The sequence below is a fragment of the Massilia sp. NBRC 108631 genome (assembly GCF_059704565.1).
The window spans coordinates 61,700-85,516 of sequence record NZ_BAAKJE010000102.1 but is presented as its reverse complement, the minus strand read 5'-3'; the positions used below and the strand labels follow the sequence as shown (position 1 = coordinate 85,516).

The 23,817-nt window shown below is 66.5% G+C and carries 20 protein-coding genes; 13 read left to right on the top strand and 7 right to left on the bottom strand.

The window, feature by feature from the left end; genetic code table 11:
• Nucleotides 1–70: 70 nt before the first annotated feature.
• From AC6H42_RS11380 to AC6H42_RS11360, 5 genes are all read right to left on the bottom strand, one after another.
• A complete protein-coding gene (locus AC6H42_RS11380) occupies nucleotides 71–2,026 on the bottom strand; it encodes a phosphatase PAP2 family protein (protein WP_057154633.1) in 1,956 nt (651 codons plus the stop codon).
• A gap of 99 nt (nucleotides 2,027–2,125) precedes the next feature.
• Nucleotides 2,126–2,860: a carbonic anhydrase gene (locus AC6H42_RS11375; RefSeq protein WP_057154632.1), complete on the bottom strand. Its 735-nt coding sequence runs from the start codon at nucleotides 2,858–2,860 to the stop codon at nucleotides 2,126–2,128.
• A 106-nt stretch (nucleotides 2,861–2,966) separates the two neighbouring features.
• Nucleotides 2,967–3,902: a 5'-nucleotidase gene (locus AC6H42_RS11370; RefSeq protein WP_497548075.1), complete on the bottom strand. Its 936-nt coding sequence runs from the start codon at nucleotides 3,900–3,902 to the stop codon at nucleotides 2,967–2,969.
• On the bottom strand, nucleotides 3,902–5,239 hold the full coding sequence (locus AC6H42_RS11365) for a GAF domain-containing protein (RefSeq protein WP_497548074.1): 1,338 nt from the start codon (nucleotides 5,237–5,239) through the stop codon (nucleotides 3,902–3,904). Before AC6H42_RS11365 ends, AC6H42_RS11370 begins: the two co-directional genes overlap by 1 nt.
• Complete coding sequence (locus tag AC6H42_RS11360; protein WP_497548073.1) at nucleotides 5,236–6,348, bottom strand: serine/threonine protein kinase; 1,113 nt, start codon at nucleotides 6,346–6,348, stop codon at nucleotides 5,236–5,238. Before AC6H42_RS11360 ends, AC6H42_RS11365 begins: the two co-directional genes overlap by 4 nt.
• 97 nt (nucleotides 6,349–6,445) lie before the next feature.
• Between AC6H42_RS11360 and AC6H42_RS11355 the strand changes: the two genes are divergently transcribed.
• The 13 genes from AC6H42_RS11355 to AC6H42_RS11295 all read left to right on the top strand — a co-directional run bounded on the left by AC6H42_RS11355 (nucleotide 6,446) and on the right by AC6H42_RS11295 (nucleotide 20,913).
• The gene (locus AC6H42_RS11355) at nucleotides 6,446–7,198 is read left to right on the top strand and encodes a serine/threonine-protein kinase (protein WP_497548072.1); all 753 of its coding nucleotides are present in this window, start codon (nucleotides 6,446–6,448) and stop codon (nucleotides 7,196–7,198) included.
• Nucleotides 7,199–7,326: 128 nt separating this feature from the next.
• On the top strand, nucleotides 7,327–8,394 hold the full coding sequence (gene tssA / locus AC6H42_RS11350; protein WP_200953943.1) for a type VI secretion system protein TssA: 1,068 nt from the start codon (nucleotides 7,327–7,329) through the stop codon (nucleotides 8,392–8,394).
• 56 nt (nucleotides 8,395–8,450) lie between these two features.
• Nucleotides 8,451–8,951, top strand: coding sequence for a type VI secretion system contractile sheath small subunit (gene tssB, locus AC6H42_RS11345; RefSeq protein ID WP_057154627.1), 501 nt, complete (start codon nucleotides 8,451–8,453; stop codon nucleotides 8,949–8,951).
• Nucleotides 8,952–8,966: 15 nt separating this feature from the next.
• Nucleotides 8,967–10,457 carry a type VI secretion system contractile sheath large subunit gene (gene tssC / locus AC6H42_RS11340; protein ID WP_497548071.1) on the top strand — a complete coding sequence of 497 codons (1,491 nt, stop codon included), beginning with the start codon at nucleotides 8,967–8,969 and terminating at the stop codon, nucleotides 10,455–10,457.
• Nucleotides 10,458–10,497: 40 nt separating this feature from the next.
• The gene (locus tag AC6H42_RS11335) at nucleotides 10,498–10,989 is read left to right on the top strand and encodes an Hcp family type VI secretion system effector (RefSeq protein WP_057154625.1); all 492 of its coding nucleotides are present in this window, start codon (nucleotides 10,498–10,500) and stop codon (nucleotides 10,987–10,989) included.
• A gap of 65 nt (nucleotides 10,990–11,054) precedes the next feature.
• Nucleotides 11,055–11,861 (top strand): type VI secretion system accessory protein TagJ, encoded by an 807-nt coding sequence (locus AC6H42_RS11330; protein WP_057154624.1) that lies wholly within the window; start codon nucleotides 11,055–11,057, stop codon nucleotides 11,859–11,861.
• Nucleotides 11,854–12,369, top strand: coding sequence for a type VI secretion system baseplate subunit TssE (gene tssE / locus AC6H42_RS11325; RefSeq protein ID WP_057154623.1), 516 nt, complete (start codon nucleotides 11,854–11,856; stop codon nucleotides 12,367–12,369). The genes AC6H42_RS11330 and tssE overlap by 8 nt, the downstream gene beginning before the upstream one ends.
• Complete coding sequence (tssF, locus tag AC6H42_RS11320; protein ID WP_497548070.1) at nucleotides 12,366–14,243, top strand: type VI secretion system baseplate subunit TssF; 1,878 nt, start codon at nucleotides 12,366–12,368, stop codon at nucleotides 14,241–14,243. Before tssE ends, tssF begins: the two co-directional genes overlap by 4 nt.
• The gene (tssG, locus tag AC6H42_RS11315) at nucleotides 14,228–15,259 is read left to right on the top strand and encodes a type VI secretion system baseplate subunit TssG (protein ID WP_057154621.1); all 1,032 of its coding nucleotides are present in this window, start codon (nucleotides 14,228–14,230) and stop codon (nucleotides 15,257–15,259) included. The genes tssF and tssG overlap by 16 nt, the downstream gene beginning before the upstream one ends.
• Before the next feature lie 11 nt (nucleotides 15,260–15,270).
• Nucleotides 15,271–18,006, top strand: a complete 2,736-nt coding sequence (tssH, locus tag AC6H42_RS11310) for a type VI secretion system ATPase TssH (protein ID WP_497548069.1) — start codon at nucleotides 15,271–15,273, stop codon at nucleotides 18,004–18,006.
• 29 nt (nucleotides 18,007–18,035) lie between these two features.
• Nucleotides 18,036–18,938: a hypothetical protein gene (locus tag AC6H42_RS11305; RefSeq protein ID WP_057154619.1), complete on the top strand. Its 903-nt coding sequence runs from the start codon at nucleotides 18,036–18,038 to the stop codon at nucleotides 18,936–18,938.
• A gap of 43 nt (nucleotides 18,939–18,981) precedes the next feature.
• Nucleotides 18,982–20,061: a PI-PLC domain-containing protein gene (locus AC6H42_RS11300; RefSeq protein WP_497548068.1), complete on the top strand. Its 1,080-nt coding sequence runs from the start codon at nucleotides 18,982–18,984 to the stop codon at nucleotides 20,059–20,061.
• A gap of 3 nt (nucleotides 20,062–20,064) precedes the next feature.
• Nucleotides 20,065–20,913 carry a hypothetical protein gene (locus AC6H42_RS11295; protein WP_497548067.1) on the top strand — a complete coding sequence of 283 codons (849 nt, stop codon included), beginning with the start codon at nucleotides 20,065–20,067 and terminating at the stop codon, nucleotides 20,911–20,913.
• Here the strand turns inward: AC6H42_RS11295 and AC6H42_RS11290 are convergent.
• Nucleotides 20,910–22,250, bottom strand: coding sequence for a class I SAM-dependent DNA methyltransferase (locus AC6H42_RS11290; RefSeq protein ID WP_497548066.1), 1,341 nt, complete (start codon nucleotides 22,248–22,250; stop codon nucleotides 20,910–20,912). The two genes, AC6H42_RS11295 and AC6H42_RS11290, sit on opposite strands and share 4 nt — an antisense overlap.
• Nucleotides 22,251–22,273: 23 nt before the next feature.
• A complete protein-coding gene (locus tag AC6H42_RS11285) occupies nucleotides 22,274–23,776 on the bottom strand; it encodes a type VI secretion system contractile sheath domain-containing protein (protein ID WP_497548065.1) in 1,503 nt (500 codons plus the stop codon).
• Between the last annotated feature and the right edge of the window lie 41 nt (nucleotides 23,777–23,817).

The window sequence follows — 23,817 nt, the reverse complement described above, 5'->3', positions numbered from 1 at the left end:
TATAGACGATGCCACTGTTTGGCGGGTTACGCCGCGGCGCAGCCAAGCCGCCCTACGGCCTTCCCGGCTTTCAGGTGCCGAGCTTCAGCTGCAGGCCGCTATCTGTATAGACAGGTTCGGCCTTGAAGCCGGGTACCGTGATGCTGTCGAACTTGCCTTTCAGGCCGGCGGCGGAGATCACGTTGAGCGTGTCGCCTGCGGCCGGCTTGTAGCCGTTCTGGAAGCTCACCGTGAGGGTGCCGCCCGCCACCGTCATCGTTCCCGCCACGGCCAGGCGGCCTTGCATGCCGCTGCCCAGCTTGAGCTCCAGGGCGCCGCTGGCCAGTTGCGTGTAGCCCCCGGCCAGCGCCAGGCTGGCCGGCGCGTTGCTGACCAGCGTGCCGCCGCTGACGTAGACATCGCCCTTGCCGAACGCGCCGGCGCTGTTGCCCTCCAGGCGGCCGCCTTCCAGCACGGTGCCGCCGGTCCAGCTGTTGTTGCCGCCCAGTTTAAGGGTGCCGCTGCCTTGCTTGGTCAGCTTGCCGCTGCCCGAGATGTCGTTGCGCCAGCGGTCGACGGCATGGAAGCCGCCCTTGGCCGCGTCCATGGCCACCACCACGTTGCCGCTGAAGACGCCGTAGCCATCGGCCGCGGCGAACAGGTTCAGGCGCCCCCAGCCTTCGGCGTCGTCCAGGATCGGATAGCCGGACGGCAGGGCGGTGGTTTTCAGCACCACGCGGCGCTGCGCTTCGCTCAGGTAGGGCAAACGGGTTTCCAGCAGCACTTCGGCACCCTTCGGCACCACGGCCGGCGCGTTGGTGGGCCCCGTGGGCGCGAAGCCGAAGGTCAGGCGGCGGAGGTAGGCGGCCTTGGTGGCCGCGTAGTCCGCAAAGCGGTCGTTGGCGGCCGTGCCGGCATGGGCATAGTCGTAGAACGTGTCGGCGGTGGTGCCGGTCTTGAGCATCAGCGTGGCGCGCGCCTGCGCCACGGCGGCTGACTTGGTGGCTGCCATGGCAGGGTCCAGCAGGTTGGCTGCCGCGACGGCCTGGGCCTGCACGCGGCCGCTGATCACGTCCAGCGGCGAGTGCATGCCGGCCAGGATGCGGTTTTCACCCAGTTCCAGGCCGCGCGCGATGATTTCCTGGTAGCGCTCCGGCAGCGCGTAGGCCATGCCCAACGCGCCGCGCACCGCTTCGGCAGAGTGACCGCTGGTGAAGCCGCCGTCGGTGGTGGGGGTGCTGCTCTTGGCCGGGACCAGCGCCGGCACCACCACCACGCTGCTGCTCCAGCGGTAAGGGCGGGCATATTTATAGAAGCGCTTGGCCGGTTCGGTCGAGCCGTTGTTGCCCATGGCGTTGACCAGCGCGACCACGTTGCCGAATTCGGCGTTAGCGCTACCGGCGACGCCTGTATTATTGCCGCTGTCGTTGTACAGCACCGTGGTGGCGTCGGCCGGGATGCCGGTGATGCTGGTGGTCTGGCGTGCGGCGCTGCGCCAGGCTTCGGTCAGCGGGCCCATGCCGTCAGTCAGGCTGTAGCCCTTGCCGCGCCGGTCGTCGAGGTAGGCAGCCAGTTCCTGCGCAGGGGTGCGGCTGGCGGTGGTTTTGACCACGTAGTCGATGTTGGCGTTGTGGACGGCGGCGTTGACGATGGTACCGCCCGGCGTGCCGTCGTTCGGCAGGCCGGTCCAGGCCGACGCGACAACGGCCGGGAAACCGGCGGCGGCCGGCGCGGTCTGGCCGGCATCGACGATTTCGGTAAGCGGCTTCCAGATGTCGAGCATGCCGATCAGAACGCGTACGCCGGCGTTGGTGGCGGCGGTGGCGTAGCGCGCGTCGCCGCGCTGGTTGCTGGCGACGTTGTCGACAAAGGCGGGCACGTTGGCCGGGACGGGCGCCGTATCGGCGGCGCCCTGGTCTGCCGGGGCGGCAGGGATGGCCAGGAGCTGCGGCGGGTTGTTGTCCGAGCCGCCGCAGGCGGCCAGCGCCAGGGCGGCGCTCACCGCAAGTGCCAGCGGAAGGCGGCGCAACAGATTCAGGTCTTGCATGGGATTCCTTGGGTAGTTAAGACAGGGCTAAAAAAACTACCCGCATGCTACCCATGCAATATGACGACCTTGTGACCGCTAACATTGCTTCCGGGGTGCTTAGTCCAGCACCGGCCGGCCGTTTAGCGCCTGCACCGGGCGGTTGTTCGGATGGTGGATCACTTCGGCGAACTCGGCCACCTGCGCTTTCGATACCGTCACCGGGTTCTTCATCACCAGCCAGCGCACGCCTTCGGAGCACGGCGGCGTGGTCAGCGAGCCGCTGAAGCGGTAGTAGGCATGCTTGGCGGGCAGCAGGGCCGCGGCCGACAGCGGTGTCGCCAGCGCGGTTTTCAGGCCGGCTTCCTTCGGCAGTTGCGGCCACAGCGCGGCCAGCGCCTTGTTCTCCGCGCCTTCCTTGAACATCACGGCCACCACGGCCAGGTTGCCGTCCTTGTCGGCATGCACCAGGTGCACTTCCAGCGGATAGGACACGCCGGCGATCAGGTTTTCGCTGGGGGCGTGGAAGTGGTACTGCTTCAGCTCGAAACGTTCGCCGTCCAGCCACAGCGCGCTGCCGGGCGTGAAGCCTACTTGCAGCGTGTGGCCGTTGTTCAGGACTTCATTGCCGCCTGCCTTGTAGTCCATCTTCAGCGGCTTGAGCGCCGCATGGATGCTGCCTTTCAGGTCCACCGGCGACTGGTTCTTGCCGCTCTGGCAGGCGTAGTTGTCCGGCGACAGCTTGGCCCACTGCTCCGGGCCTTCGGCGCCGGCGTAGCCCCAGTGGCCGGCGTCGGCTGCGAATGCGGTGTGGCCGATGCATGCCATCAGGGCCGCGAGTGCGAATCGTTTCATTTGTAAAGCTCCATGGTTTGATTGCGCCTTCTTATTTTGGTAGAGGCGTGCTGACGAATATACGCGGAAAGTTGCCGCTGGTAATTACGCCAGCCTTAAGAAGGTGCTAAACCTGTGCCGGATTCGCAACGCCGAAAGGCACGTGCACCATGGGGATGGTGCCGCCCTCGGACTTCAGGTGGCTGAGCTGGTCGTCGAAGAAGATGTGGGGCTTGAGGATGGACAGCACGCGCGCCTTGTCCATGCCGCCCAGGAAGAACGTTTCGTTGGCCGACACGCCCCAGTTCTTCAGGGTGGTGACCACCCGTTCGTGCGAAGGTGCGCTGCGGGCCGTGATGATGGCGATGCTCAGGATGCGCTTGTACGCCGGGTCGCTGCGCGCCAGCACGGCCTCGTAGCGCTGCATCACGTGCAGCTTGCGAAACAGGTCCGCCAGCGGGCCGGGACGGTGCGGGATGGCCACGCGCTCGGTTTCGTGGGCGTGAAATTCCAGCACGTCGTGGTTGCGTTTGTAGACGGTTTCGGATTCGTCGTCGGCGATCACGCCGTCGAAGTCGAAGGCCACGCGCAGCTCCATGTCGTCCTCGTCGTCCTCGATCAGGGACGGCAGCACCAGGCCGGCGGGATAGTTGTTGTCCAGCGCACTGCGCACGTCGGCCGCGTTCGCGCTCAGGAACAGCGAGGTGTTGAACGCGGGCAGATAAGTGTAGGGCGACTTGCCGGTGACGAAGGCGGCGCGCGAGATGTCCAGGCCGTAGTGGGCGATCGACTTCATCACGCGCAGGCCGGTTTCGGGCGAGTTGCGCGACAGGAGCACCACCTCCACCGGCATCTGGCCGGGGAAGTGCTTGTTGATGTTGAGGAAGCGCCGGATGAAGGGGAACGCCACGCCCTTGCCCAGTATCGTGTCGATGTGGGCTTCCTGGTACTTGCGGTATTCCTCTTCGCCGCTGTCGACATACACCTGGTGCGAGGCGCTCAGGTCGAACAGGGCGCTGGAGGCGATGCCGATCACCAGCTTGTTGTGGATGGGGTAGGACATCAGGGCTTCCGCAGCACGCCGCTGACCTGGAAGCGGATTTCGCCGTCCGCACCGGGCGTGGTGGTGATGTGCAGCTCGCTGATGCCGTGCTGCGCGGCGGCCAGCAGCAGCGGGCTGACGGCGTTGGCGATCAGCGCCTGCTCGACGCTGGGTTGCGCAGGGATGGGGGCGCGCGCCGGCCTGGCGACGATGGTGGCGTCGACATCCACCTCTGCCTGCTCATCGGCAGCGGCCAGGCCGGCAGGGCCTGGGACTGGCGCCGGAACTGCGGGCGAGGGCACGGAGGCCGGCGCGGTCGGCGCGGCGCGGGCGGCGGGCGGCGGCAGGGTGTCGGCCGGCGAGGCATCCGCCGCGCCGAAGAACTGGTTCACCATCCAGCCGAATTCGCGCCGCGTGGTTACGCAGTAGATCGGCGTGGCTTGCGGGAACACGCGCTGCACCGCGCCGCTGGCTTTGAGCTGGTCCGGGTCCACCGCCAGGATGAAGATGCCGTGCCTTCCTTCCTCGATCGGCATCCACTGGTTCTGCACCACGAATTCGCGGTTGAAACTGTCCAGCAGGCCTTGCGGGCGGCGCCGGTCCACCTGGAACATGAAGTAGGGCACGCCGAAGAAGTCGGCCAGCGCACGGCCCACCAGCGCCGGCTTGATCGCCAGTTCGTCCAGCAGGACGTCTTCGATATCGACATTGCGGGCCGCCGCGCTGCGCAGCGCCTGTTCCAGCTGCACGCGCGGCAGCGCCGCTTCGGACAGCATGGCGGCGAAGCGGCTGCGCTCGCGCGTGGGCGCCTTGTGGCGGTGCGCGAAGGCGATGGCGATCGAGTCGCACAGGTGCTGCACGCCTTCCTCCACCATGGCGTCGAAGGCGCCGCCCTTGTGGTTGTTGATCAGCTGGAGCACGCCCAGCACCGCGCCGTCGTCGGCCAGGATGGGCGCCACCAGCATCTGCTGCGTGCGGTAGCCGGTGCGCCGGTCCACGCCCTGCTGGAAGCACAGGGCGTCGTCGTGGCGCCGCAGTTCGGCCTCGTCGTACACGTCCAGCAGGTTGAGCGTCTTTTTCGACAGCGCGGCGTAGCCGGCGATGCTTTGCGCCGAGATGGGCAGCTTGAGCTGCTTGAACGAGGCCAGCCCGGTTTTCACCTTGGACACCATGCTGGCCTTGTCGTCCGACAGGGCGTAGACGGTGAGCCGGTCGCCGCTGAACAGCTCGCACAGCTCGGCCGACATCTCCAGCATGATGTCGTCGATGTCCTGCGTGGCGTGGATCTTGTTGGTCAGCAGCTGCAGGCGCTTGAAGAAGTGCAGCCGGTCTTCGGCCGAGCTAATTGCCGCGCTCATTGGCGCTTACCGCCGGGGCGGATGCCGGGTGGCGTGGTGACCACGGTGGCGTCCTGGTCCTGCGCGCCTGGCAGCGGCAGGCCCACGCCGGAGACCTGGGTGGCGTCCGGGTCCGCGCCGGGATCGCCGCGGGTGGCAGCCGGGGCGCCGCCCGGCTGGAACGGCGGCGGCATGGTGCTGTACGACTGGGCGCCTGGGGCCGGGGACAGGAAGGAGTTTGCCACGCGCGCCTGCGGCGGCATGGTGTCGTCCAGGCCCACTTCGTCGCCGTTCAGGGCGCGTTTCAGGTCTTCCTTGAAGCTGCGCGCGCTGGCATAGCGGTCTTCCGGGCGCTTGGCCAGGGCGCGCAATACCACGCGGTCGAACATGGGGCTGATCAGGGGATTGAGGGTGCTGGGCAGCGCCGGCTGCTCGTAGACGATCTTCTGCTGCACCTCGAACAGGCCCTTGCCGGTAAACGGCTTTTCGCCGGTGAGGAACTGGTACAGCACGATGCCGGCGGCGAAAATGTCCGAGCGCGGCCCGACCGCCTGGCCGGTGATCTGCTCGGGCGACATGTAGCTGGGCGTGCCGACCATGGTGCCCGCTTCGGTGTGCTTGGCGTTTACGTCCTGCATGCGCGCCACGCCGAAATCGGTCAGCTTCACCCGCAGCTGCCCGCTGAGCATGATGTTGGCCGGCTTGATGTCGCGGTGGATGATGCCTTGCTGGTGGGCGTAGTCCACCGCATCCAGCAGTTCGCACGTCATGCGCACCGAATCCTCCAGCGTGAAGTCGAGCGAGAACACCTGGCTGTCGTCGAAATAGCTGCCCAGCTCTTCGCCGGCGATCAGTTCCATCACCAGGTAGGCTTCGCCGTCTTCCTCGCCGAAGTCGTACACGGTGACGATGTTGGGGTGGTTCAGGCGCGCGACCGCCTGCGCCTCTTGCGTGAAGCGCGCGGAGTACTCGGCCCGCATGGCCGGATCGTTGATCCGGCCCATGTGGATGACTTTGATGGCGACCCGGCGGTTCAACTTGGGATCGACACCCTCATAGACCAGGCCCATCGCGCCGCGCCCAAGCACGCGCAATAATTGATACCGGCCCAGCTGCTTCAGTTCATTCATGTGGCTATGTGTGGTGTGGGACAAACGAAAGATTCAGTTTATAGCAGAAACGTCTCGTCGTATGATAAGCGAATGACAACCTTGTTATCCAGCGCCCATGCAAATAAATATCGGTAGCGTGGTGCCGGGCCATTCCGGCGGCTACCTGCTGCGGCGCGCGCTGGCCCCGGGCGTGTGGCTGGCCGACAGCCCGGAAGGCCGGCAGGTGGCGCTGAAGCTGGCGCCGCCGCCTGCTTTTCCGCCTGTCGGCGTGCGCCATCCCTGCATTGTGGCGGTGCTGGAGGCCGGCGCCGGCCTGGGCGGCGCGCACGCCGTTCCTTATATCGCCCTCGAGTATATGGATGGGCCGTCGCTGCCCGCGCTGCTGCAAGCCGGGCCGCTGCCGCCGGTGCGCGCCGTGGCGTGGATGGCACAGTTGCTCGACGGCTTGGCGTATGCGCACGGCCACGGCGTGGTGCATCGCGACATCAAGCCTTCGAACCTGCTGCTCGATGCCGGGGGCAAGCTGAAGATCTCCGACTTCGGCCTGGCCAGCCCGGCCGGCGCCGGCAGCGCGCACGGCACGCCCGGCTACATGGCGCCGGAGCAGATGCGCGGCCAGGCCGACTGCCGCAGCGACCTGTTTGCCGCCGCCGTGGTGCTGTACCAGATGCTTGCCGGCCGCCGGCCCTACGAAGGCACGCCGTTCCAGCTGATGCAGCAAGTGCTGCTGGAAGCGCCGCCGCCGCTGCCGCCGGCGCTGCGCGCTTTCGAGCCGGTGCTGGCGTGCGGACTGGCTAAAAACCCGTCCGGCCGCTATCAGCATGCGAGCGAATTCCGGGACGCCATCCTTGCGATGACTTATGCATAACGCGGCGCATCTTGCAATATATTTAGACCAACAAATGCGTGACAAAAAAGAATTATTTTCTGCAATATTTTTTGGAAATTCTAGTATAGTCGTGGTCGAAAACTGGACTGATTGCCAAGGGTGGTGGAGTGGATATTGATTCTTTGCTGGTGGACGTGGAGGCGGATGCGCCCTGCGGTCCCAATCTCGAGTACGACCCGGAATTCCTGGAGCTCGAACAGGCCATCCTGGGCAAACCCGAGGTTCAGTATGGCGACACCATCACCCCGGCCGTGCCTCCCGAATGGAAGGTGGTCAAGCGCCTGGCTGCCGGTTTGCTGGAGCGCAGCCGCGACCTGCGGCTGGCGGTGTCGCTGGCGCGCGCGCTGCTCGCGCTTGAGGGCATGCCCGGCCTGGCCAACGGCCTGGCGCTGATCGAGCGGCTGCTGGAGCAGCGCTGGGACAGCGTCCATCCCCAGCTCGACCCCGACGACGGCATGGACCCCATGCTGCGCATTAACTCCCTGGCCACGCTGGCCGACAACGCCTTCCTGCGCGAAGTGAAAGAGGCCACGCTGCTGATGCTGCCCGGACTGGGGCCGCTGTCGCTGCGCACGCTGGAAGTGGCCAACGGTGAACTGCAGCCAGCCGAAGGCGAGAGCAAGGTCGAGCTGCATTCGATTGCCGCCGCGCTGCAGGACGCCGATCCCGAACGGGTGGCCGCCAGCAGCGCCGGCCTGGCTGCCGCCTGCGACAGCGTGACGCAGATCGAGGTGACCCTGGTGCGCCAGGTGGGCAGTTCGCAGGCGCTGAACCTGGATGCCCTGGTGCGCCTGTTGCGGCGCGGCCGCGATTTCTTCGCCGGGCAGGGCGGCGGCGAGCGCGCCGGAGGCGCTGCTGCCGAGGGCGAAGCGGAAGGCGAGGATGCCGACGCAGTCTCCGGCGGCGCAGCTGCCGGCAAGGGCGGCACGCGCGCCGCCGCCATCAGCGGCGACGTCACCAGCCGGGCCGATGTGATCCGCATGCTCGACAAGATTAACAAGTATTACCAGCAGTACGAGCCGTCCAGTCCCGTACCTTTGTTGCTGGAGCGCGCCAAGCGCCTGGTTCCGAAGAACTTCTTCGAAATCATGGAGGACCTGGCGCCGGACGGCATGACGCAGCTGCTGGTGGTCAGCGGCCCGCGTGAAGAAGAATCACAGCAGAGCGAATATTAAATTCGAGAGTACCAGGCAGCAAACCGGGTCGTTTCTATCACTAGGAGGAGTAAATCGTGGGCAAAGAAAGTAGCCAGAAGTTCATCGCGCGCAACCGCGCGCCGCGCGTGCAGATCGAATACGACGTGGAAGTCTACGGCGCGGAAAAAAGCGTGCAGTTGCCCTTCGTGATGGGCGTGCTGGCCGACTTGTCCGGCCAGCCGGCCGATCCGCTGGCGCCGGTGGCGGACCGCAAATTCCTGGAGATCGACGTCGACAACTTCGACGAACGCCTGAAATCGATGAAGCCGCGCATCGCGGTGCAAGTGCCCAACACGCTGACCGGCGAGGGCAATATGGCGGTCGACATGACCTTCGAGAGCATGGACGACTTCACCCCGGCCGCCGTGGCGCGCAAGGTGGAATCGCTGAACAAGCTGCTCGAAGCGCGCGGCCAGCTGTCCAACCTGCTGACCTATATGGACGGCAAAACCGGCGCCGAAGAGCTGATCGGCAAGCTGCTGGCCGAACCGGCCCTGATGCAGGCCCTGACCTCGGCACCGAAGCCGCAAGAATAATCGACGGAGGAATTGATGGCACAGATCACTGAAGCACAACAAGGCGCCACCGGCACCCTGGAAATGAGCGACTTCGGCAGCTTGCTGCAGAAGGAGTTCAAGCCGCAATCGGACAAGGCCAAGGAAGCGGTCGAGAACGCGGTCAAGACGCTGGCCGAGCAGGCGCTGAGCGGCACCAACCTGATTTCGAACGACGTGCTGGGCACCATCGAGGGCCTGATCGCGGCGCTGGACAAGAAGCTCACCGAGCAGATCAACCTGATCATGCACACCGACGAGTTCCAGAAGCTGGAAGGCGCCTGGCGCGGCCTGCACCACCTGGTCAACAACACCGAGACCGATGAAACGCTGAAGATCCGCGTGATGAACATCTCGAAGAGCGACCTGGGCAAGACGCTGAAGAAGTTCAAGGGCACGGCCTGGGACCAGAGCCCGATCTTCAAGAAAATGTACGAAGAAGAGTTCGGCCAGTTCGGCGGCGAGCCGTTCGGCTCCATCGTGGCCGACTACTACTTCGACAACAGCGCGCCCGACGTCGAGCTGCTGTCCGGCATGGCGAAGATCGCCGCGGCCGCGCACGCGCCGCTGATCGCCGCTGCCGCACCGTCGGTGATGCTGATGGAATCGTGGCAGGAGCTGTCGAACCCGCGTGACCTGACCAAGATCTTCCAGACCCCGGAACATGCCGCCTGGCGTTCGTTCCGCGAGTCCGAGGATGCGCGCTACGTCGGTCTGGCCATGCCGCGCTTCCTGGCGCGCCAGCCTTACGGCGCCAAGACCGACCCGGTGGAAGCGTTCGACTTCGAGGAAGACACTTCGGCCGCCGGCAGCAAGAACTACACCTGGGCCAACGCGGCCTACGCCATGGCGGTCAACATCAACCGCTCCTTCAAGGAATACGGCTGGTGCTCGCGCATCCGCGGCATCGAGTCCGGCGGCGCGGTCGAAGGGCTGCCGGTGCACAGCTTCCCGACCGACGACGGCGGCGTGGCCATGCAATGCCCGACCGAGATCGCCATCTCGGACCGCCGCGAAGCGGAGCTGGCGGCCAACGGCTTCATGCCGCTGGTGCACAAGAAGAACACCGATTTCGCCGCCTTCATCGGCGCGCAGTCGCTGCACAAGCCGGCCGAGTACGACGACCCGGACGCCACCGCCAACGCCAACCTGGGCGCGCGCCTGCCGTACCTGTTCGCCACCTGCCGCTTTGCGCATTACCTGAAATGCATCGTGCGTGACAAGATCGGTTCCTTCAAGGGGCGCGATGAGATGGAACGCTGGCTGAGCAACTGGATCAACCGTTACGTCGACGGCGACCCGGCCAACTCCAGCGAAGGAACCAAGGCGATGAAGCCATTGGCGGCGGCCGAAGTGATCCTCGAGGAAGTGGAAGGCAATCCAGGCTACTACACCTCCAAGTTCTTCCTGCGCCCGCACTACCAGCTGGAAGGCCTGACCGTGTCGCTGCGGTTGGTGTCCAAGCTGCCGTCGGCCAAAGGCGGTTGATTTTTACAGTTTGTAGTCCACACACACTAGGAGAATAAAAATGGCAGTAGACATGTTCCTGAACCTGGGCGCCACGATCAAAGGCGAAACCCAGGATAGCGCGCAAAAAGCAGCCGGCGATATCGACGTGCTGGCATGGAGCTGGGGCGCGTCCAACTCCGGTTCCTTCCACGCCGGCGGCGGCGGCGGCGCAGGCAAGGCCAACTTCCAGGATATCTCGATCACCAAATACCTGGACAAGGCTTCGCCGGCCCTGCTGATCGCGCTGGCCAAAGGCGCGCACATTCCGGTGGCCAAGCTGCTGGTGCGCAAAGCCGGCGAGGGACAGCAGAAGTACCTGGAACTGACCATGACCAAGGTGCTGGTGACCTCGGTATCGACCGGCGGCAGCGGCGGCGAGGACCGCCTGACCGAGAACGTCAGCCTGAACTTCGCTGAAGTGAAGTTCGAGTACTTCCTGCAGAACGAAAAAGGCGTTACCGCTTCGGGCGGCGTGTTCAACTGGGACATCGCCGGCAACATCGCCAAGTAATCGCAAGCTGCCGGGGCCTGTGCGCCCCGGCTTTTTTCTCCTCTCGTTTTATCTCAGGGCTCCTTATGGACGCGCAACAGCTCATTTCCGAAGGCCGGCTTGGCGAGGCGCTCACCGCGCTGCAAGGCCAGATCCGTAAAGACCCCTCCAACGCGAAACTCCGAACTTTCCTGTTCCAGCTGCTCTGCGTGCAGGGCCAGTGGAACCGCGCACTGACGCAACTGAACGTGGCCGCCGAGCTGGATGCGGCCACCTTGCCGATGGCGCAAACCTACCGCGAAGCGATCCAGTGCGAGGCGCTGCGCGATGAAATCTTTGCCGGCAAACGCGTGCCCGTGGTGTTCGGCGAACCGGTGGCGTGGATCGCCCTGGTTGCCGAGGCGCTCAAGCTGGAAGGCGAGGGCAATGCCGCCGCCGGCGCGCAGGCCCGCGCGCGCGCCTTCGAGGACGCACCGGCCAGTGCCGGCCGCATCAACGGCGAAGCCTTCGCCTGGCTGGCCGACGCCGACGCGCGCATCGGCCCGGTGCTGGAGGTGATCATGAACGGGCGCTACATCTGGGTGCCGGTACAGCATGTGAGCCGCATCGAAATCGAAGCCCCGGCCGACCTGCGCGACAAGGTGTGGATGCCGGCCACCTTCACCTGGACCAACGGCGCCAGCACGGTCGGGCTGATCCCGACGCGCTACGCCGGCACGGTGCGCGAGGGCGCCGACGACGCGCTGCTGCTGGCGCGCCGCACCGAATGGCGCGAGGACGGCGTGGGACTGGGCCAGCGCATGTTCGCCACCGACGCGGCCGACTACGCGCTGATGGACGTGCGCAGCATCGAACTCGACGGCGTTGACGGCGCCGCCGGCGGCAATGGCTGAACTGGCGCCACGCGAGCGGCTCCAGCCTTCGCTGCTGGACCGCCTGACCGACGACGAGCCGGAGAGCAGCGTCGAGTCGCGCGAGCGGCGCGTGCTGTCGCTGCGCACGCTGCGCGAGAGCGTGCTGCGCGACCTGGCCTGGCTGCTCAATACCACCAATCTGCTGTCCGTCACCGAGCACCAAAAGCTGCCGCACGTGGCCAACTCCGTGGTCAACTACGGCATGCCGGACATCTCCGGCATCTCCGTGGCGGGCATGAACCTGACCGAGCTGGAACGCGGCATCCGCCAGGCCATCTGGGACTTCGAGCCGCGCCTGATACGGGCCTCGGTGACCGTCAAGGCGGTGCCGGCCGAGTCGGACCGCAACACCATCATGTTTGAAATCGAAGGCGATATGTGGGCGCAACCTTACCCGGAACGGCTGTACCTGAAAACTGAACTGGACGTGGACCGCGCCAGCATCCGCGTGACGGAGAACACTTCCGGCAAGGGATCGGCGGCATGAATCCGCGCCTGCTGCGCTATTACAGCCAGGAACTGCAGCACCTGCGCGAAGTGGGCGGCGAGTTCGCCAAGGAGTATCCCAAGATAGCCGGCCGCCTGGGCCTGGAAGGCTTCGACTGCGCCGACCCCTACGTGGAGCGCCTGCTGGAAGGCTTCAGCTTCCTGGCCGCGCGCGTGCAGATGAAGATCGACGCCGAGTTCCCGCGCTTTACGCAGCACATGTCCGAGCTGGTGTACCCGCACTTCCTGGCGCCCACGCCGTCGATGGCGGTGGTGCAGCTGCAGCCGGACCTGGGCAATCCCGCGCTCAAGCAGGGCTACGTGGTGCCGCGCGGCACCGCCATGCGCAGCGTGCTGGGCAAGGGCGACACGACCGCCTGCGAATACCGCACCGCGCACGACGTGACCATGTGGCCGGTGGAACTGCTGGAAGCCAAGTTCTTCACGCACAGCGGCGCATTGTTCGGCGCTGGTGCCGGGAACGGCGCGGCGCTGCCGGGCAGCGTCAAGGCCGGCATCCGCCTGAAACTGCGCACGGCCGGCGGCGTGCCGTTCCGCGCCTTGCCGCTGGATCGCCTGGCACTGAACCTGCGCGGCAGCGACGAGATGCCGGTGAAGATTTATGAACGCATCCTGGGCAGCGTGGAAGGGGTGCTGGTGGCCTCGGCCAGCGCCAGTACGCTGCTGCCGAGAAGCGCCGTGGCGCCGCTGGGCTTCAGCGAGGACGAGGCGCTGCTGCCGAGCGGGCGCCGCACCTTCCAGGGCTACCGCCTGCTGCAGGAGTATTTCGCCTTCCCGCAGCGCTTCCAGTTCGTCGAGCTGCGCGGCCTGCAGCAGGCGCTGGGCCGTTGCGCGGAAACCGAGGTGGAACTGGTGATCCTGCTCAACAAGGGCGACGCGCTGCTGGAGCAAATGCTGGACGCGTCCAACTTCGCGCTCAACTGCACGCCGGCCATCAACCTGTTCCAGCGCCGCGCCGACCGCATCAACGTCAGCGGCGACGAGTTCGAGTACCACGTGCTGGTGGACCGCACCCGGCCGATGGACTTCGAGGTGTTCCAGATCGACGAGGTGACCGGCTACGGCACCGGCCCCAACGCCGAGCAGGCGTTCCGGCCTTTCTACACCGCCAAGGATATCGGCGGCCTGCACCAGGACAAGGCCTTCTACCATGTGCGGCGCGAGCCGCGCCTGATCTCGCAGCGCCAGCGCAAGGTCGGTCCGCGCTCGAGCTACATCGGCAGCGAAACCTTCATTTCCATCGTGGACGCGGCCGAGGCGCCGTACCGCAGCGACCTGCGCCAGCTCGGCCTGTCGGTCTGGTGCACCAACCGCGACCTGCCGCTGTCCATGCCGCTGGGCGTGGGCAAGACCGATTTCATCCTGGAATCCGGCGCGCCCGTCACGGCGGTGCGCTGCCTGGCCGGCCCCAGCCAGCCGCACGCCTCGTTCGCCGAAGGCGCGGTGGCTTGGCGCCTGCTGAACCACCTGTCGCTCAACTACCTGTCGCTGACCGACAGCGACGCGCGCCAGGGCGCGGTGGCGCTGCGCGAAATGCTGTCGCTGTACTGCCATGCGGGCGACCTGAACGGACAGCGCCAGATCGAAGGCGTGCAGTCGATCGGCACCGCCAGCATCACGCGCCGCATGCCGTCGCCGGGCCCGATCACCTTCGGGCGCGGCCTGCAGGTGACCGTCACGCTGGACGACGCGGCCTTCGAGGGCACCGGCGCCTTCCTGCTGGGCGGCGTGCTGGCGCAGTTCTTCGCGCAGTATGTGTCCATCAACTCCTTCACCGAGACGGTGGTGCGCACCATCGGGCGCGGCGAGATCATGCGCTGGCCGGCCAAGGGGGGCGCATGCGCGATCCTGTAGAAACCGAGCTGGAACTGGAGCGCAAGGCTGCGCGCATGGACTTTTTCCAGGTGCTGCGGCTGATCGAGAATGCGCACCCGGAGCTGCCGCGCATCGGCGCTTCGCTGCGCCCGCGCGACGACGCGGTGCGCTTCGGCCAGGACCCGTCGCTGACCTTCCACCCCGGCGCGCTGGGGCAGTTCCTGCGCGGCGGTTCGAACGGCGCCGACGCGCGCGCGCGCCTGGCGGTGAATTTTTTTGGCCTGCTGGGCGCCAACGGCCCGCTGCCCATCCACATCACCGAATACACGCGCGACCGCCTGCGCAACGGCGGCGACGGCACCTTGCTGGCCTTTTTCGACGTGTTCCACCACCGCATGCTGTCGCTGTTCTACCGCGCGCGGGCGCAGGCGGAACCGGCCATCAACCTGGACCGCGAGGACGGCGACCGCTATGCGGAGTTCGTCGGCAGCCTGTTCGGCATCGGGGCGCCGGCCTTGCGCCAGCGCGACGACATCGGCGACTTCGCCAAGCTGCATTTCGCCGGCCTGCTGGCCAATAATGCGCGGCCCGCCTCCGGCCTGGTGTCCATCCTGCGCGAGTATTTCAAGCTGCCGGTGGCGGTGGAGCAGTTCACCGGCCATTGGATGCGGCTGCCGCCGGAGATCCAGTCGCGCATCGGCCGCGCCGAGGACGGCAACCGGCTGGGCGTGTCCACCGTCCTCGGTTGCAAGGTATGGGACTGCCAGAACAAATTCCGCATCGTCATCGGCCCGATGGGCTTTGCCGACTATGAACGCATGCTGCCCGGCGGCGACAGCATGAAGCGCCTGCTGGCCTGGGTGCGCAATTACGCCGGCACGGCCCTGGACTGGGACGTGCGCCTGATCTTGAAAAAAGAAGAAACCCCGCCGTTGCGGCTGGGCGCCGGGGCCGGCAGCGGCCTGCGGCTTGGCTGGAGCACCTGGCCAGCCGGCGCCGCGCCACTCCGCAATCCGGATCAATTGCTCATCAACCCAAGCGCCCATGCGGGCTAAGGAAAATCACCATGGCAGAAATCAGTCGCGTCGCCCTGTTCGGGAAATTGAACTCGCTGTGCTACCGCGCCATCGAAAGCAGCACCGTCTTTTGCAAGCTGCGCGGCAACCCCTACGTGGAACTGGTGCACTGGATGCACCAGATCCTGCAGTTGCAGGATTCCGACCTGCTGCGCCTGGTCAAGCACTATGAGCTGGACGCGGCCGGCCTGGCGCGCGACCTGACGGCGGCGCTAGACCGCCTGCCGCGCGGCTCCACCTCGGGCATCGACCTGTCCTCGCAGCTGGAGGAATCGGTGGAGCGCGCCTGGGTGTATGGCACGCTGATGTTCGGCGAATCGCAGATCCGCTCCGGCCATATCGTGGTTGGCATGCTCAAGACTTCCAGCCTGCGCAACGCGCTGTATGGCATGTCGCCGCAATTCCAGAAGATCAAGGCCGACGACCTGAGCGAGAAGTTTGCCAGCCTGCTGAAGGAATCGCCGGAAGCGCAGATGGCGGCCACGGACGGCTTCCAGGCCGGCGGCGGGGCCGCGCCGGGCGAGGCCTCCGGCGCCATCGCGCCTGCCGCCATGGGCAAGCAGGAAGCGCTGAAGAAGTTCACCGTGGACCTGACCGAGCAAGCCCGCAGCGGCAAGATGGACCCCATCGTTGGCCGCGACGACGAGATCCGCCAGGTGGTCGATATCCTGATGCGCCGCCGCCAGAACAATCCCATCCTGGTGGGCGAGGCCGGCGTCGGCAAGACGGCCGTGGTGGAAGGCTTCGCGCAGCGCATCGCCCGTGGCGACGTGCCCCCCAGCCTGAAGGACGTGCAGCTGCTGACGCTGGACGTGGGCCTGCTGCAGGCCGGCGCCAGCATGAAGGGCGAGTTCGAGCAGCGCCTGCGTTCGGTGATCGACGAAGTGCAGGGCAGCCCGAAACCCATCATCCTGTTCATCGACGAGACGCACACGCTGGTGGGCGCGGGCGGCGCGGCCGGCACCGGCGATGCGGCCAACCTGCTCAAGCCTGCGCTGGCGCGCGGCACGCTGCGCACCATCGGCGCCACCACTTTCGCCGAATACAAGAAGCACATCGAGAAGGACCCGGCGCTGACCCGCCGCTTCCAGACCGTGCAGGTGGACGAGCCGAGCGAAGAGCGCGCCATCCTGATGATGCGCGGCGTGGCTTCGACCATGGAAAAACACCACAAGGTGCAGATCCTCGATGAAGCGCTGGAGGCGGCGGTCAAGCTGTCGCACCGTTACATCCCGGCGCGCCAGTTGCCGGACAAGTCGGTCAGCCTGCTCGACACGGCCTGCGCGCGCGTGGCCGTGAGCCTGCACGCCACGCCGGCCGAAGTGGACGATGCGCGCAAGCGCATCGAAGCGCTGGAAACGGAACTGGGCATCATCGGCCGCGAAAGCGCCATCGGCATCGACATCGGCAAGCGCAAGAGCGAGGCGGACGACCTGCTGGGCGCCGAACGCGAGCGCCTGGCCGGGCTGGAGACGCGCTGGAACGCGGAGCGCGAGCTGGTGGACGAGCTGCTGGCCCTGCGTGCCAAGCTGCGCGACGGCGCGCAGCCGGTGGAGGGCACCGGCAGCAGCCTGGAGGCGGGCGCCGAAGCTGCGGCCGCCACCGCCGCCACCGCACCTGCCATCGCGCCGGAAGAACGCGTCGCGCTGATGGAGCAGCTCAAGGCCGTGCAGGCCAAACTGAGCGCGCTGCAAGGCGAAACCCCGCTGATCCTGCCGACCGTGGACTACCAGGCGGTGGCCGCCGTGGTGGGAGACTGGACCGGCATCCCGGTCGGCCGCATGGCCAAGAACGAGATGGAGACCATCCTCAAGGTGGCCTCGCTGCTGAGCCAGCGCGTGATCGGCCAGGACCACGCGATGGAGATGATCGCCAAGCGCATCCAGACTTCGCGCGCGGGCCTGGACAATCCGAGCAAGCCGATCGGCGTGTTCATGCTGGCTGGTACCTCCGGCGTCGGCAAGACCGAAACCGCGCTGGCCCTGGCCGAGGCGCTGTACGGCGGCGAGCAGAATCTGATCACCATCAACATGAGCGAGTACCAGGAGGCGCACACCGTCTCCACGCTGAAAGGCGCGCCGCCCGGCTACGTGGGCTATGGCGAGGGCGGCGTGCTGACCGAGGCGGTGCGCCGCAAGCCATACTCGGTGGTGCTGCTGGACGAGGTGGAGAAGGCGCACCCGGATGTGCACGAGATGTTCTTCCAGGTGTTCGACAAGGGTTTCATGGAAGACGGCGAAGGCCGCTTCATCGACTTCAAGAACACGCTGATCATCCTCACCACCAACGCCGGCACCGACCTGATCGCCGGCCTGTGCAAGGACCCGGACCTGATGCCCGACCCGGACGGCATGGCCAAGGCCCTGCGCGCGCCGATGCTGAAGGTGTTCCCGCCGGCGCTGCTGGGCCGCATCGTCACCATCCCGTACTACCCGCTGTCGGACCAGATGCTGGGCCAGATCGTCAAGCTGCAGCTGAACCGCATCAAGAAGCGCGTCGAGGCGCGCTACAAGATCCCGTTCCAGTACAGCGAAGAGGTGGTCAAGCTGGTGGTGTCGCGCTGCACCGAGGGCGAGTCCGGCGGCCGCATGATCGACGCCATCCTGACCAACACCATGCTGCCCGATATCAGCCGCGAATTCCTGAACCGCATGATGCAGGGCGACGCCATCGCCGGCGTGCAGGTCGAGGTCAAAGAAGGGGAGTTTGCCTACAGTTTTGATTGAAGCCCGGCAGTGCCCACCAGGGAGGCAGCATGCGCTACGTGTTCACACTGAAAGCGAAGTCGAACTTTAGCTGGCTGTTGCGGAGCGCCGGCAAGCGATTGCCCCGCAGCCGCTTCAACCAGGCGACGCCGATCTACAAGCTTGCATATTGGCTGAACCTGCCGAGCCTGGGCAGCGGATCGAGCCTTGAGAACATGGCGCTGGTTGGTGCAGCCGGTGGGCTGGAGAAGTTCTTGATGGGGCTCATCTCGCAATCGCTGGGCTCCTATAGTTTCCTGACCAATGCCCTGCTGCGCCAGCAGAAGACCAAGCTGACGACCTACAACCACTGGTGCGGATTCCTGTGGGGGCAGGGCGCCATTTACCGCGGCAGGGAGACTGACCAGCGGCGCCTGATCGGCGCGATCATGCGCGGGGCCGGGTTTGGTTCGCCGAAGGAAGGCGCGTGGACCGTGGTAGCCACGGCGGCGACGATTATCGGGCTCATGTTCGTGAAAAACTGGTGGGTCACCTGCAAGGACAAGCCGGCTCCCGAACTGGCGCCTCCCGACGTGCCGCCCGCGCCACGCAAGCCCGGCGGATCGATGCCGACCCTGAACGTGGAGGCGCGGCGCCGGAAAACGCTGCGCGACCTGGTGATCTACGGCCTGATGTCGATGGGGATGAGTGAGGCCGGCGCCAACAAGCTGGTGGATGGCGAGATGATCTACGGCGCGGATGCGGATGTCTACCGAAGGATCTGCTCGTTGATCTTTATCCGCTGCACGGTATGCGACAGCATGGCGGCGATCGAGCACACGGAGCTGATGCACGCGGTGCTGTATTTCGATGAAGATGACATGGTGGTGAGCTATTGCCCGGAATGCCAGAGCTTTTGCGAAGCCGATGTGACGGCGATCGACAATGGCCGCGCGGTGCATTTGCACAGCTAAGCGGGATGGCGGGCCTTTTTTGAATGCCAGGAGCAGGTGAAAAATGATCAGTTACTACGATTTAGGCCCGGACAAGAAACTCAACGAGGTCGTCATGGCGGGTAGCCATGACGCCGGCGTCACCATGGGCGACGCAAACACGCAGACCCAGGATCTCGATATCTTCGACCAGGCCGTGGCGGGGGCGCGGCTGTTCGATATCCGCATCACCGGCGCGCTGGTCAAGAAGGGCGGCGCCGACAAGGTGGTGGCGCTGAAGGCCTACCACGGCAAGGGCCCGGAGAGCAAAACCACCGGCGTGGATATCCGCACGGGCGGGTTGGCGACCGCCAAGGTGAAAAGCATGTGGGGCGGCGAATATGGCCTGACGCTGACCAAGATCCTGAGCGACGCGTCCCGTTTCGTGACCACCTACGCTACCGAGTTCGTGGTGCTCAAGTTCGACCACTGCCACAACTGGGAGATGATCGCGGCCGCTTGCGTGGAAGTGTTGGGCGACAAGATCTACAAGGGCGGCGGCAACCTCAATACGCGGACGCTGCGCCAGCTGCAGGGCAAGGTGATCGTGCTGTTCGCGTCGGACGGGCTGCAGCTGGTGCGGGCGAGCTATAGTGCCGCGCAAGGCATCCTCGGCATCAAGAACCTGAGCAAGGCCGGCAGCACCTACGACGAGCGCTACGAAGGCCTGCAGTACTTCGGCAAGGGCGGCACCAGCGTCGGCAAGCCATTCGGCAAAATCGAACAGAACATCAAGAAGCAGAGCAAGCTGATGGCGCGCGGCGGCGACGGCAATCCCAACGTGGTCGGCATGATGTACTGGACCACGACGGGCGTATTCGAGAGCATCCGCGACCGTAACAGCGGCATGTGGACGGCGCCCAACGTGGCGCGGCTAAAGGATATGTGGAGCAACGGCCTGGACGCGGCCATCACGTCGCGCATGAACAAGTTCGCCAAGATCGACGGCTTCGCCAGCGGCACGCTGCTCAAGGCCTTCATGCCCAACTTCGTGATGATCGATTTCGTGGACGAGGCGAAGTGCAAGCATATTTTGGAACTGAACACCATTCCACCCACTTTCCTGGTGAAGAACATCAATAACTTCATGCGCACGGACCACTGATCGATGCCGTTGATCTTGCTGCTCAAGCTGCTCCTGGTTCCGAGCTTGATCTATGCTGTAACGCTGGTGGGCCGGAGATGGGGGCCGGGCGTGGCGGGCTGGATGTCCGCCTTTCCCATCGTCTCCGGGCCCATTCTGCTGACGGTGACGCTGGAGCAGGGCGCCGCGTTTGCCGCGCGCGCCGCCGAAGGCACTTTGCTGGCGGTGATCGCTGTGCTGGTGTTTAGCATCGCCTACGCCTGGACGGCGGAGCGTTTCGGCATGGCCGTGTCGATGCTGGGCGCGCTGCTGGCCTGGGCGCTGGCGGTGGCCGGCTTGCAGGCGGTGCAACTGCCGGTGGCAGCGTGCTTCGCGATGGTGGTGGGCGCCTTGCTGATCGCACCGAAGCTGTTTCCGCGGGTGCGGCCGGACGGCTCGGACCAGGCATTGGCATCCGCGCGGCCCGTAGCCGGCGCCGCCCCGGCCAGCGATCTGCCATGGCGCATGCTGGCCGGGGCGGCGCTGGTGCTGGCCGTGAGCTACGGCGCAGCCGCGATAGGCGCGCGCCTGAGCGGCTTCTTCGCCATGTTCCCCGTGATGAGCACCGTGCTGGTGGGTTTCTCGCACGTGCGTTCCGGCCGCGCGTTCGCGGTGGCGCTGTTGCGCGGCATGGTGTTCGGCTACTTCGCTTTTGCGACTTTTTGCCTGGTGCTGTCGCTGTTGCTGCGCGAAAGTTCGGCCGCCGCCGCATTCGGCGCGGCCTTTGCAGGCGCGCTGGCGGTGCAGCTGGCTGTCAAGCGTCTGATGGCCAAGCCGGCCGTATCGGCCGGCGCGCCACTGGCCAGGCCTGCGGCAGGCAAAAGCCGCTCCTAGCCGCCCTTGCGCGCCCCCACCAGCAGGCCTGCAACCGGCCGGCTGGCTTCCTGGCGCAGCGTGACGCGGCGCAGTTCGCGCACTTCCAATCCGGCATCGGCCAGCATCGCGCGCACGTAGGCTTCCGTGTGGCTGTAGCGGCCGTGCGCATGCAGCAGGAATTGCGGCGCAGCGGCGCTGTCCACGGTTTCCTCGACTGTGAACACCAGGTGGGCACCGGGGCGCAGCGCGGCGCCGGCGGCCGGGATCAGCACGTCCAGCGCACCGAAATAGCACAGCGTATCGGCCGATACCACCAGGTCGTACGCGTCCGGGCGGGAGCGCAGCCACGCGGTCAGTTCCGCTTCGCGCAGCGTGTCGTAGCCGCCGCGCTCTGCCGCCTTGGCCAGCATGCCGGCCGACAGGTCCACCCCTTCCAGGTGGCGCGCGTAGGGCTTGAGCAGCGGGCCGCACAGGCCGGTGCCGCAGCCGGCGTCCAGCACGTGCAGCGCCGGCCTGGCGGCGGGGGCGGGGCCCAGCAGGGCCGTCACCATCTCGCCGCACATGGCGGGCGCGCAGTAACCCAGCTTGGCCAGCACCTCGTCGAAGCTGTTGGCAAAGCGGTCGAAGACGGACTGCACGTAGGAGTCCGACGCGCGCTCCGGCGCAGCTGCGCCCTGGCAGGCGGCGATGTGGTGCTGCACCACGGGATTGTCCGGTTCGACCTTTTCCCATTGCCGGTACACTTCCAGCGCCTCCGCATCGCGCTGTTGCGATATCAGGGCGCGCGCCAGGCTGCGGTAGACGTCCGGATTGTCGGGCGTGATCAGCACGGCGTTGCAGTAGCAGCTCAGCGCTTCGTTGAAATCGCTGGTTTTCTTCAGCACATTGCCGAGGTTGATCCAGCCTTGCGCGAACTTCGGCGACAGCTCGACGGCACGGCGGTATGCCGCCGCCGCTTCGTCCAGCCGGTCCTGCGCACGCAGCACCACCCCCAGGTTGTTGTGGGCCAGTGCGAAGTCGGGCCTGGCCTCCAGCACCGCGCGGTAGGACTGCTCGGCGTCCGCGTGGCGGCCCATCTCCTTCTGCACGTTGCCCAGATTGTTGCGCGCATCGACGTAGTCCGGCGCCACCTCCAGCGCGCGCCGGATCAGGTTGACCGCGCCGTCGTGGTTGCCCAGGTGGTGCTGCGCCAGGCCCATATAGTGCAGCGCGTCCGGATGGCCGGGCGCCACTTGCAGGATGGCTTCGTAATGTTGCGCGGCCAGGCGCGGCTTGCCTTCGCGGTGCACCGAGACCGCCAGTTGCAGCGCGTCGTCGAGGGAAATCTTCTGGCCGGTTTTCTTCTTCGTGCTCATTTTCTGCTCTTGCTGGTACTGACTCAGGAATTCCAGGGGCCGGACAAGGCCCGCGCGGGGAAGGATACGGACTGGCTGCGCAGCAGGCGCGCCGCGTTGCGGTTCTTGAAACTGAGCAGCGGCATCAGGCCGTGCTCCAGCAGCGCGGTGGCGGTGCGCTCGGTCAGGAAGGCCTCCGCGCAGGCCTGCATATGGGCTTCGCCGTCGCGCCGCACGATGTGGGCCGGCAGATCGTCCAGCTCGAGGACGTCGCCGGGCGACATGTCCCAGGCGCCGGCCTCGAAGGCGCGGCCCAGCAGCAGGGCGATGGCCAGGCAGGCGTGGCCCCACAGGTAGTCCTGGTGTGCGTGTCCTGCGTCCGCTTCTTCGAAATCGAATTGTTCGATGCTGTCGGTGGCCTTGCCGTAGGGCAGGCGCAGCAGCACACGCGGCAGCGCCAGGCCCAGCCAGCCGGCTTGCGGGCTGGTGCGCAGCGCCCGCCAGCGTGCCGCCGCGTCGCCGTCCAGCCCTTGCCAGCCGGAGGCGTCGGGCGTGGCGGCAAGGGAGGCGGCGCCTGCCAGCGCATCGCCAGCGTTCGCGATAAACGGCGCGTGCGCGCGGGCCGCCAGTTCGCCCAGGGCCGCCAGCAGTCCGATGTCGGCCGCGCCGGGGCCGAAGCTGTAGGCGCCGCACAGCACCGACCAGGGCGCGGCGTCGGCGCCCGTGCGCGGCTGCTCGACCAGCAGCCGGTGCAAAGCGCACGCCTCCAGGCTGCCCGCGGCGGCATCGATATCGGCTTGCAAGGCGTCCTTGCCGGCGTCGAGGACATAGAGCTGCAGGTCCTGGCCCAGTTCCAGGCCGGTGACCAGTTGCCGCAGGCCGCGCCAGATGGCTTCCAGCGCCTGGAACTGCGGCGCGTGCAGCACGGCGCGCATGCGCTGGCCGATGACGGCATCCACCGCCGCCACGTATTCGGCCTGGCGCGGATCCGGGCCTGGCGGCATGGCGCCGACGATCTGGCGGACGAGCTGGTCGATCGACGGCACGCCGGCCGGCGAAGCCGGCGCGCCGTGGCCGGCGCGGCGCACCTGTCCGCCCAGCAGGCTGGCGAAGTCTCCGGCGTGTTCGGCTGCCGCGCCGTTGGCGCCGGCGCCGCCGCCTTCGTGCGCGGCATAGCCACCGGCGCCGGATTGCAGCGCAGCGGCAGCGGCGGCAAAGGTGGCCGGGTTGCGCAGGCGCTGCCGCTGGCCGCGCAGCGCTTCAAATGCGTCTGATTTTTGATACAGCCGATCCGGATGAAAATCCTCCAGTTCGCTGAAGCTGAAACTGTATGGCGCGCCGTCCAGCGCGACTTGCACGCTGGGCGCGAACTGCGCCAGCAATTGCTCGAAGTTGTCGAGATCAACCCGGCGCGGCGTGCCCATGGTGCTCTGCGCCCGGCCGCTGAAGTCTCCCATGACCAGAATCCGCATGGGCTGGCCGCCTTCGCCTGGCTCGTATGGATCGGCGGCGGCAAAGCCGAATTCAAATGTCAGCGATGTGGCCATGACTGTCCTCGTCGATATGCTGTGATGATCGGCAGCTTATC